Here is a 10,138-nt window from a genome sequence, read left to right on the forward strand (position 1 = left end):
GCGCATCCCGGTGCATTGGGACGCCGCGGGCGGCGGCGCCGAATTCCGCGTGCAATATCCGCCGACTGCGCCCACGTGGGACGAATTCCATCCCGCTTTGCAAACGCTGCGGCTGCGCCTCACGGGGCCGGACGCGGACGATACGCGCGCCGTGCCGTTCGGCTTCGTGCAGGTCGCGGCGCCGGGCACCGATATCCTCGTCAACGGCCGCCCCGTGTTCCTGCGCGGGACGCACCACGGCGGCGATTTTCCATTGACCGGCTATCCGCCGACGGACGTCGCTTACTGGAAGAAGATCTTCGCCATCAACAAGGCGTGGGGCATCAACCACGTCCGCTTCCACTCGTTCATGCCGCCCGAGGCCGCGTTCCAGGCGGCGGACGACGTGGGCATCTACCTGCAGCCGGAGCCCGGCATGTGGAACCGGTTCGAGCCCGGTTCACCGATCGAGGCGATGCTGAACGACGAGACGGCGCGCCTGATCCGCGCTTACGGCAATCATCCGTCGTTCCTGCTGCTCAGTCCCAGCAACGAACCGTCCGGCCGGTGGAAGGACGTGTTCGACCGCTGGATCGCGCGCTTCCGCGCCGAGGATCCGCGCCGGCTCTACACCAACGGCACGGGGCATACGGAACCCGTCGTGCCGGACCTCGACCAGAACACGGACTACCTGGCCGTGCAGCGCATCGGCCCCAGGCCGCTGCGCAACAAGACCGGCTGGTTCGGGCGCGACTACGCCGCCTCGCTGGACGGCATCCAGGTGCCCGTCGTCGCGCACGAGATGGGGCAGTGGGTCGCGTATCCCGATTTCTCCATCATCGACAAGTTCACGGGCTATCTGCGGCCGGGGAATTACGAGATCTTCCGCGACTCCGCCCGCCGCCACGGGGTGCTGGACCGCAACCGGGATTTCGCGCTGGCCTCGGGCCGCTGGCAGGTGGCGTGCTACAAGGAAGAGATCGAGGCGGCGCTGCGCACGCGCGGCATGAGCGGCTACCAGCTGCTGGACCTGCACGACTACCTCGGCCAGGGCACGGCGCTCGTCGGCATCCTCGACACGTTCTGGGAGACGAAGGGATATGCGACGCCGGAAGCGTTCCGCCGCTTCAACGGCGCGACGGTGCCGCTCGCGCGGCTGGCGCGCACCGTGCTCACGACGCGACACGTTCGACGTTCCGGTCGAGATCGCGCACTATGGCGAGAAGCCGCTGTCCGGTGCACGGCCCTGGTGGCGCGTCGAGGACGACGGCGGACGCCCGGTCGCGCAAGGACGCTTCGCGGCGCTGGACGTCCCGATCGGGAAGAACATCGCGCTGGGACGCGTGGCGGCCGATCTGGCACGGCTGCCGGCGCCCGCGCACTACAAGCTGGTCGTGGGGCTGGAGGGGACGGAGATCGCCAACGACTGGAACTTCTGGCTGTACCCGGATGCCGTGGACCCGGCCGTGCCGGCCGGCGTGCTCGTGACCCATGCCTGGGCCGAGGCGGCGTCCCGGCTGGCGCAGGGCGGATCCGTGCTGTACCTGCCGCGCAAGGCCGACCTGGACTGGACGTCGCCGCCGCTCGCGGACGTGCCGGTGTTCTGGAACCGCTTGATGAACCCGGGCTGGAGCCGCATGCTGGGCCTGTGGATAGCTCGCGCGCACCCCGCGCTGGCGAGCTTTCCGACGGCGGACCACATGGACTGGCAGTGGAGCGAGCTGGTGGCCGGCGCCCGCGCGTTCAACCTGGAGCGCCTGCCGGCCGGGCTCAAACCCATCGTCCAGCCCATCGACGACTGGAACCGCAACTACCGCCTGGGCGCCGTGTTCGAGGCGCGGGTGGGACGTGGCCGGCTGGTCGTGGCGACGTTCGACCTGGAGAACCGGCTGGACGAACGCCCGGCCGCGCGCCAGCTGCGCCGTTCGCTGCTCGATTACATGGCGAGTTCGCGCTTCCAGCCGGCGATGGAGGTCGATCCGGCCGCACTGCGCGCCAGCCTGTTCGACACGCGCGTGATGAAGAAGCTGGGCGCGACCGCGAGCGGCTGGCCGGATGCCGCCGCAACCATCGACGGCGATCCGAATACATACAGCCTCGTGGCCGTGAAGGGCGACGCAGCGCGGCCGCAACCGCCACTGACGATCGCGTTCGCGGGCGCCGTGCCGTTCGACGGCCTGGTGCTGATGCCGCGCCAGAACCACCGCGACCACGAGGGCGACGTGCGCGAGTGGCGGGTGGAGGCGAGCGACGACGGCGCCGTCTGGCGCGAGGTGGCGCGGCCGACGCTGGTTTCGACGTTCGATCCGCAGACGGTGCGGTTCGGGCAGACGGTGACGGCGCGCTATCTGCGCCTGACGCCCTTGTCCGGCTTCGGCCAGGACCGCGCGAGCGCGCTGGCCGACGTGGCCGTCCTGTACACGGGACCCGCGCTGCCCGAGGAAGCCGGCGAACTCGAATACCGGCGCTCGCGCCCGACGTCGGCCGACGTCGACGAGGCGGGCATGGACGACGGTCCGCGCCGGCGCCGCAAGCCCGTGCCCTGACACCGCCATGCGTAAAACGTATCGCTCGCACCAAAAAATTCATTGGTCGGAAGGCAGCCCTGCCACTATGATCGCAACGCGGCGCTGAACGGCCGCGCATGTCCGATCCAACCACAATCAAAGGGAACGCTTTGTTCATCAGCTTACGCCCGTTCGCGGCGGTGTCCGCGTGCCTGGCGCTGGCGCTGTGCGCGCTCACCGGCTGCGCGCTCGATCGCGCCAAGCCAAACGCCGGCGAGATCGCCGCCAAGCCGCTGTTCCGCGATCCCGTGTACGACGGCGCCGCCGATCCCACCCTCATCTGGAATCCGGCGCGCGGCCGCTGGTGGATGTTCTACACGAACCGCCGCGCGACGGCGACGGACCTGCCGGGCGTGACGTGGGTGCACGGCACGCGCATCGGCATTGCCGAGTCGCCCGACGGTGGCGCGCACTGGACCTATGTCGGCACGGCGGACGTCGAGCTGCCTCCGGAATACGGCGGAGAGAATGCCACGCACTGGGCGCCGGACGTCGTCCGCGGCGACGACGGCACCTACCACATGTTCCTCACCGTGGTGCCTGGCGTGTTCGAGGACTGGGGGCATCCGCGCGTGATCGTGCACCTGACGAGCAGCGACCTGCGCACGTGGCGCCATCCCGTCAAGATGCCGCTGGCGAACGACAAGGTCATCGATCCGTCGCTGGCGCGGCTGCCGGGCGGCGGCTGGCGCATGTGGTATAACAACGAGCGCGAAGGCAAGACCATCTATTACGCCGACAGTCCGGACCTCGTGCACTGGACGGACCGTGGCACGGCCGTTGCCCTGCGCGGCGAAGGGCCGAAGGTGTTYCGCTGGCGCGGCGCCTGGTGGATAATCGTCGACGTGTGGCACGGCCTTGCCGTGTTCCGCTCCGACGACGCGCTCACGTGGCGCCCGCAGCCTGCCACCTTGCTGGAACAGCCGGGGCATGGACCCGACGACGGCGTGATGGGCGGCCATGCGGACGTCGTCGTCAATGGCGACCACGCTTACCTGTTCTATTTCGTGCATCCCGGCAGGCAGGGGCCCGATGCGAAACGCGACGGGCCTGAGCAGCGGCGCAGCCTGATCCAGGTGACGGAATTGATCGAAGAGGGTGGCGTGCTGCGCACCGACCGCGACGCGCCGGTGCACATCCGGCTCGGCCCCGATGCGTGATTTTTTTGGAGGTTGGATGGTCCGCTTTACCTTTCGCGCCATGCCGGCGCTGGCCCTGTGCCTCGCCACCGTGTTCGCCCCGGCCCGCGCCGCCGAGCCGGTATTTCACAATCCACTCGTGCTGCAGCGCGCCGACCCGCAGGTGAGCCTGCAGCCGGACGGCTGGTACTATTTCACGGCGACGGTGCCGGAATACGACCGCATCGAGATCCGCCGCGCCCGTTCGCTCGACGACCTGGGCGCGGCCACCGCGAAAACCGTGTGGCGCAAGCACGCGACGGGCGAGATGGGCGCGCACATCTGGGCGCCCGAGATGCATCGCATCGACGGCAAGTGGTATATCTATTTCACGGCCGGGCGCGCCGACAAGATCTGGGACATCCGCCTGTACGTGCTGGAAAACGCGTCGCCCGATCCGTTCCAGGGCGAGTGGACCGAACGGGGCCAGATCAAGACGGGCTGGGAATCGTTCTCGCTCGACGCCACGACATTCGCACACCGCGGCCAGCGTTATCTCGTGTGGACGCAGACGGCGCCGGACGGGAGCAAGGGCACGAATATCTACCTGGCGAAGATGGACACGCCGTGGTCGATCAAGGGGCCCGCCGTGCTGCTGTCGAAGCCGGAGTACGCTTGGGAAAAGGTCAAGTTCGACGTGGACGAAGGGCCGGCTGTGCTGGTCAGCCATGGCCGCGTGTTCGTCACGTTCTCGGCCAGCGCGACGGACGAGAATTATTGCCTCGGCATGGTCAGCGCGCCGGCGGACGCCGACCTGACGGACCCCAAATCCTGGACCAAGCTGCCGCAGCCCGTCTTCAGGAGCAGCGCAAAGAACGGCCAATGGGGCCCGGGCCACAATGCGTTCACGACAACACCGGACGGCAAGACCGACGTGCTGGTCTACCATGCGCGCAACTACCGCGAGATCCAGGGCGATTCGCTGCATGACCCGAACCGCAATACGCGTGCCCAGGTCATCCACTGGCGTCCGGACGGCATGCCCGATTTCGGCGAACCCGTGGCGGACATTTCCACGGTAATTCTCGCCCCGCATAACCGTAAGGCGAAGTAGCGCGGTAGCCGGAAAGTCTGGTATTGTTGTCGCCGTCACAACAATGTCAAATGAACGGAGGGCGCGATGAACGGTGCGGGTGGAACGAACGGCGGCACGGGCCAGTTTTTCGTGGGCCTCGTGCTGATGGTGGGCGGGTTCTACCTGCTGCTGAACAGCGTCGTGGTCAGCTCCAGCTTCGGCCTCGGCACCCGGCTGTTCGGCGTCGGCGGCTACGGCGTCACGGGCGGCATCGTGCTGATCCCCCTCGTGATCGGCATCGCGATGATCTTCTTCAATGCCCGCAACGCGCTGGGCTGGCTGCTCGCCATCTGCGCGTTCGCGGCGCTCGTGTTCGGCGTGATCGCGTCCGTGAACATGTCGCTGCGCACGATGTCGGCGTTCGAACTCCTCTGCATCCTGGCGCTCGCGYTCGGCGGCCTCGGGCTGTTCCTGCGCTCGCTGCGCAGCGCGGCGCGCGACGAACAGGCATCGCCCTCGCGGCGCCTGCGTTCCTGATCAGCCCAGGCCCGCCTCGGTCTGCTGGCGCAGGCGTGCGCGCCAGGCGCCGAGCGCGGACAGCGCGGCATGGAACTTCCTTTCGATCAGGTCGGCCTCGACCGGCGTGACCTTCCCGTCGAGCAGGGCGGCCGACACCGCCTCGGCCACGGCGCCCACGTCGCTCATCACGCGGCAGACCGTCTGCGACAAATCGTCCTGGCGCGCCGCCTCCGGCTGCGGCACCACGAACGCGGCCATCCCGTGGCGCACGAGCAGCGCATGCAGCGGCAGGTGCGCATCCGGCACGCCGGCCTTGTGGCAGCATTCGACGATCAGCGAGACTTCCTCGAACGAGGGGTAGTGCGACGCGATCGTGGGCGCGAGCTTGTTGCGCAAGACATTGGCCGACATCCCCAGTTCGCGCGCCAGCGCTTCGATGCCGCCGGGGTAGCGCCGCGCCACGGTGTACAGGGCGTCGTGCTGGTTCATGTCGAGGTAACGGCGGGTCATGGTAATCCTTTGCTTATTCTACCGGTGCATGTCAATATGCCGGTCGTTATCCTTATTCTAACTTTCGATCGCTTTCCTGGCCATGTTGAAGATTTATAAAGTCGCGTTCCTGCTGTCCCTGCTGGTGCCGCTCACGTACGTCGACGCCGCGGATGCGAGGCCGTCGAGGTCGTCGTCGTTCAGGGGCGGATTTTCCTCGCATCGGTCTTCGTCTTCATCTTCGTCGTCGCCTTCGTCGAAGTCGCACGCGGCGTCGCCATCGAAGTCGAGCGGCAGTTTCGGGTCGTTCAGCCGGCATTCGACGTCGTCCGATGCGCCCGAGCCGCCGGCCAGGCCGTCCGGCAGCTTCGGCTCGTTCGACAGCGGCGCGGCGGCGCCGCAGAAGTCGGATTCCGCGCTGTCGCAAAAGCTGAACCGGAACTCGGCGGAAGCGAATGCATTGCGCACGCTGGATGCGCGCCGCCAGGCGCAGGCCGACGCGACGCGCGACACCCGGCCCGTGCCCGGTTATGAAAGAAGCGGGTCCGGCCAGCAGGCGCCCACGTATGCGCCGCCGCCGGCCGGGTATCCGCAGCAGCAACCGCCGGTCGTCGTGCGCCAGGACAGCGGCCTCGGTCACGTGATCGCGGGCGCCGTCCTCGCCAACGCGGCGCGCGGGGCGCATGCGAGCGGCAACAACGGTTATCCGGGCGCCTACCCGGCCACGGCGGGCAGCGGCACGACGGTGCCCACGTCGGTGCCTGCACCGGCGCCCGCGCCCGCGCGGTCGGACGGCGTACCGTTCTTCGGCATGTTCCTCTGGCTGTGCATGCTGGCGCTCGCGGGCTGGATCGTGTATTTCGTGTGGCGCCGGGTGCGCCGTGCGCGCGAGGCGAAGAAACCCACCTATTCATTCGAAAGGAATTGACGAGCATGGCCTGGAAGGATGTCTTCAGTTACGTGAAAGCGGTGGCCGCCAACAAGGGCGTGACCCAGGGCGCGACGCGCGCCGACGACGCGGTGCCGCTGGGCGCCCGGATCGGCAGCGTCGTGCAGCTGCAATGCTCCCCGATCATCCGGGCGCAGGCCAATGGTTCGCTGATCGGCATGCCGGATGCGGGTGACACGCGCATCCTGGCCGTCTCGCAGATCCGGCTCGTGCCGGACACGGAGCTGTACCGCCTGTACCTCGACAAGGGCGATGACGACGCGAAGGAAAAATTCCTGCAGGTGTTCTGCGGCGACGACGGCAAGGTGGCCGAGGTCTTGTACTGCACCCAGCTGGCGCGTGTGATCCCGGAGACCGCCGACGACCAGGATGCGTACACGGGCGCGGCCGGCTATGGCCTCGGCGATGCCGGCTATACGCTGTGGCGCGAACAGTTGGCCGACATGCTGGACAAGGCGACGCTTGCCACCGTGTTCGGCGCGGCCGACCGCCTCGATTACACCCGCGACGCCGGCGCGCCAGGCGCCGCCTTCGTCACGCCGTTCAAAGGCCGCGAGACCCGCATCGACGATGCTGCGGGCGTGCACGGCCTGCGCCAGGACATGTTCTTCATGCCTTATGTGCGCACGCTGCCGGACGGCGGCCGCGAATACCTGTTGATCACGACGGAGATCGTGGAGAGCGTCGACGGCGACGCGAGCCGGCGCGGCATCCACGTCGACTTCGTGGTCGGCATCCCGATGGAACAAGAACGCATCGTCATTCAATAACCGTTTTCTTCACCGACGAAAGGAACAACAATGAGCAACGCTAGTGGATGGGGCCTGACCGCACGCCTGGTCACGAAGCATTTCGGCGCCCTGGGCAACCGCATCGCGGAAGCCATCGCCAACTTCGATCCCGAGACCGCGACCGAGGCCGACCGCGACCGCCTGATCGCCACCTTGCGCGAGACGGCGCAACTGCTGGCCACGGCGCGCGCATCGTTCGACAAGGAACGCGGCGACGTCATCAACCTGCAGAACCTGATCGCCAACGACGAACGGGCCGCCGAGAAGCTGGCCGAGCGCCTGGCCGCCGGCTCGATCTCTGAGGCGACGGTGACGATGTTCTGCGACGAGCTTGAAGCGAACAAGGCCCGGCTGCCGCAGGAAATCCAGGAAGAGGCGGATGCGAAGGCCTACATGGACGAGCTGCAGACGATCGTCGACGCCCTCAGCAAGCAGCTGGCCGAGTTCGACGCGCAGGCGAAGAAGGCGATGCAGGCACTGGCCGCGGCCAAGGCCCAGAAGGAATTGCAGGAGCTGCGCATCGAGCGCCAGGAACAGCTCGCGGGCCTCACGAGCATGCGCGGCAACTCGACGGCGCTGTCCGCGCTGACCCGCCGCGCACAGGCCGTGACCAACGAGGCGTCGGGCCTGCGCATCGTGGCCGACATCGGCCAGAAGCCGCTCGACCAGCAGGCGGAACTGGATGCGATCCGCAAGTCCGTGAGCCAGCCGGAGACGGCCGGAGAAAGCGCGCTGGAGCGCCTCAAGCGCCTGTCGGGCAAGACGGCGGCCTGAGTTTGAGCCCGTAGGGTGGGCACGGGGTGCCCACCCTACAAGCTCGCGCCCACCTAAATAGGCTTTCAGTCGTTCGGCTGGCCGGGCGTGATGGCCAACTGGCGGATCGTGCCATCCGCGCCGTATTCCAGCGGCGCGATGGCGATCGAGCGGCGCAGGCTGCCGCCGCCCGGCAGCAGCGCGTCGTGGTAGAACACCCAGCTCTTGCCGTCCTTCTCGAGGATCGCCTGGTGGTTCGTCGAGATCTTCAGGTAATCGATGACGACGCCCCGGTAGGTGAAGGGGCCGAGCGGCGACGACGCCGTCGCGTACAGGATCTGGCCCGGCCAGCCGGACGAGAACGTGAAGTAGTACACGCCGTTGTGCTCGTGCAGGAACGGCGCCTCGCCATATTTTTTCCTCTTGTCCGATTCCGGCAGACCCTCGATCTTCACGATGCGGATCGGGCCGTCCAGCGAAATCATGTCGGGTTTCAGCTTGACGACCTTCGGCACGCGCGTGCCGAAATACATATACGCCTGCCCATCCTTGTCGACGAAGACGGCCGGGTCGATCGGCTCGTCGCCCGCGTTCACGTCGCGTTCGCGGTCGACGAGCGGATCGTTGCGCGCGTCGACGAAGCCGCCGTCGGGCCGGTCGGATACCGCGACGCCGATCTTGTCGCCGCCGACGGGCGCGTAGAAATAGTATTTGCCGTTGCGGTAGGCCGCCTCGGGCGCCCATGCCTTCGCGTCCGGCCGCGCCCATTTGAAGACGGTCACGGCGAGCGGCACGCCGGCGTCGCGCCACGTCTTCATGTCGGGCGACGTGTACAGACGCCACGTGACGTTATCCCAGTACTTGCCGGAATTCGACGCGTCGTCCGTCGCGTACAGGTAGAACTTGTCGCCCTTCGCGGCGGGGAACCAGTGCGGCGACGGGTCGGCGTTGAAGCGCGACGCGAGGGGTTCGGCCGCGTGGGCGGCGCAGGCCAGCGACAGCGCGGGAAGAAGCAGGGCGAGGGAGCGGCGTAGCATGTGCGTGGGTTCCTGTTCGTGGTGTGGACAGGCTGGCATCCTAGCACATGCCGCGCGCAAATGATATCGATAACTATATGGGGACGGTCAGCGTTTCGAGCGCGCTTTTGCACGCGCTTCCACAGGCTTCTTCGGCTTCGGCGGCGGCATGAGCGTGGCTGTCTCGAGCAGCAGGCGGTGCAGCGCATCCGGATCGTCGAGCAGTTCGTCGGCGATCGGATAGTCCTTGGCACCGGGATACGGTGGCCCTTGCGGCAGGTCGGGCGCGAGGCGTGCGGCGGCGCCGGACGGCTTGACGAACAGGCTGCCGTCGCAGGCGAAGGCGACGACCTTGTCATCCACGTACAGCGCGTATTCCCCGAACATCTTCCGGTGCGTCAGCCGCGCGCCCAGGCCCGCGACTTCCGCCACGTAATCGATGAAACTGGCATCCGTTGCCATGTCCGTCCTTCCGGTTGTGGTCGAAGCCGCCAGCGTAGCGCGGCCCAGCCGCGCAGGCAAGCGTGATCAGGACGCGAGATACCCGTCGACGCAGGTGACGGCCCGGCCGCCGACCCGGATCGCGTCCGCCCCGATCGACAGGTGCACGAGGCCGGCCCGGCCGACCGCGGCGCCCTGGCTGGACAGGAAGTCGCGTCCGAAGGCGTCGACCTGGCCCGTATGCCGCAGCCATGCCGCGACGGCGCCGTTGCCGCTGCCGCAGACCGGGTCCTCGGGAACGCCGTGCGCGGGCGCGAACGCGYGCACCTCGATGCGTGCGGGGGCGCCGGCGGCGAGGGGGCCGAATACGATCACGCCCGTGTGCGCGCCTGCGCGGTTCCACGCCAGCATGCGCGCCAGGTCCGGCGCGGCGGCCAGCAC

At 68.0% G+C, this 10,138-nt stretch carries 14 protein-coding genes; 7 read left to right on the forward strand and 7 right to left on the reverse strand.

The window, feature by feature from the left end; translation table 11 throughout:
* A partial coding sequence (locus AC1DYX_RS22775; protein ID WP_477263063.1) for a hypothetical protein occupies positions 1-343 on the reverse strand: 343 nt, incomplete at its 3' end.
* Positions 344-439: 96 nt separating this feature from the next.
* Positions 440-1,015, reverse strand: a complete 576-nt coding sequence (locus tag AC1DYX_RS22780) for a hypothetical protein (RefSeq protein ID WP_477263065.1) — start codon at positions 1,013-1,015, stop codon at positions 440-442.
* A gap of 64 nt (positions 1,016-1,079) precedes the next feature.
* Between AC1DYX_RS22780 and AC1DYX_RS22785 the strand changes: the two genes are divergently transcribed.
* The 4 genes from AC1DYX_RS22785 to AC1DYX_RS22800 all read left to right on the forward strand — a co-directional run bounded on the left by AC1DYX_RS22785 (position 1,080) and on the right by AC1DYX_RS22800 (position 5,276).
* Positions 1,080-2,525, forward strand: coding sequence for a discoidin domain-containing protein (locus tag AC1DYX_RS22785; protein WP_477263067.1), 1,446 nt, complete (start codon positions 1,080-1,082; stop codon positions 2,523-2,525).
* Between the two features lie 131 nt (positions 2,526-2,656).
* Entirely contained in the window at positions 2,657-3,706 is a 1,050-nt protein-coding gene (locus tag AC1DYX_RS22790; protein WP_477263069.1) for a family 43 glycosylhydrolase, read from the forward strand.
* A 16-nt stretch (positions 3,707-3,722) separates the two neighbouring features.
* Positions 3,723-4,778 (forward strand): glycoside hydrolase family 43 protein, encoded by a 1,056-nt coding sequence (locus AC1DYX_RS22795; protein ID WP_477263071.1) that lies wholly within the window; start codon positions 3,723-3,725, stop codon positions 4,776-4,778.
* Positions 4,779-4,844: 66 nt separating this feature from the next.
* Positions 4,845-5,276, forward strand: coding sequence for a hypothetical protein (locus AC1DYX_RS22800; RefSeq protein WP_477263073.1), 432 nt, complete (start codon positions 4,845-4,847; stop codon positions 5,274-5,276).
* Here AC1DYX_RS22800 and AC1DYX_RS22805 read toward each other — a convergent pair whose 3' ends face one another.
* Positions 5,277-5,768, reverse strand: a complete 492-nt coding sequence (locus tag AC1DYX_RS22805; protein ID WP_477263075.1) for a phage regulatory CII family protein — start codon at positions 5,766-5,768, stop codon at positions 5,277-5,279.
* 93 nt (positions 5,769-5,861) lie between these two features.
* Positions 5,862-6,215 carry a hypothetical protein gene (locus tag AC1DYX_RS22810; protein ID WP_477263077.1) on the reverse strand — a complete coding sequence of 118 codons (354 nt, stop codon included), beginning with the start codon at positions 6,213-6,215 and terminating at the stop codon, positions 5,862-5,864.
* Between AC1DYX_RS22810 and AC1DYX_RS22815 the strand changes: the two genes are divergently transcribed.
* From AC1DYX_RS22815 to AC1DYX_RS22825, 3 genes are read left to right on the forward strand one after another with little or no spacing between them, the layout of a single operon-like run.
* Entirely contained in the window at positions 6,208-6,675 is a 468-nt protein-coding gene (locus tag AC1DYX_RS22815; protein WP_477263079.1) for a hypothetical protein, read from the forward strand. The genes AC1DYX_RS22810 and AC1DYX_RS22815 overlap by 8 nt on opposite strands.
* 5 nt (positions 6,676-6,680) lie before the next feature.
* A complete protein-coding gene (locus AC1DYX_RS22820) occupies positions 6,681-7,466 on the forward strand; it encodes a DUF2491 family protein (protein ID WP_477263081.1) in 786 nt (261 codons plus the stop codon).
* A gap of 30 nt (positions 7,467-7,496) precedes the next feature.
* On the forward strand, positions 7,497-8,261 hold the full coding sequence (locus tag AC1DYX_RS22825) for a hypothetical protein (RefSeq protein ID WP_477263083.1): 765 nt from the start codon (positions 7,497-7,499) through the stop codon (positions 8,259-8,261).
* 65 nt (positions 8,262-8,326) lie between these two features.
* On the opposite strand, the gene AC1DYX_RS22830 is transcribed toward AC1DYX_RS22825, so the two are convergent.
* The 3 genes from AC1DYX_RS22830 to AC1DYX_RS22840 all read right to left on the reverse strand — a co-directional run.
* Positions 8,327-9,277: a family 43 glycosylhydrolase gene (locus tag AC1DYX_RS22830; RefSeq protein WP_477263085.1), complete on the reverse strand. Its 951-nt coding sequence runs from the start codon at positions 9,275-9,277 to the stop codon at positions 8,327-8,329.
* 87 nt (positions 9,278-9,364) lie between these two features.
* Positions 9,365-9,718: a TfoX/Sxy family protein gene (locus AC1DYX_RS22835; RefSeq protein WP_477263087.1), complete on the reverse strand. Its 354-nt coding sequence runs from the start codon at positions 9,716-9,718 to the stop codon at positions 9,365-9,367.
* A gap of 66 nt (positions 9,719-9,784) precedes the next feature.
* Positions 9,785-10,138 (reverse strand): PhzF family phenazine biosynthesis protein (locus tag AC1DYX_RS22840; RefSeq protein ID WP_477263090.1); only part of this gene is annotated, 354 nt, incomplete at its 5' end.

The organism is Massilia sp. P2_C2 (genome assembly GCF_056404615.1).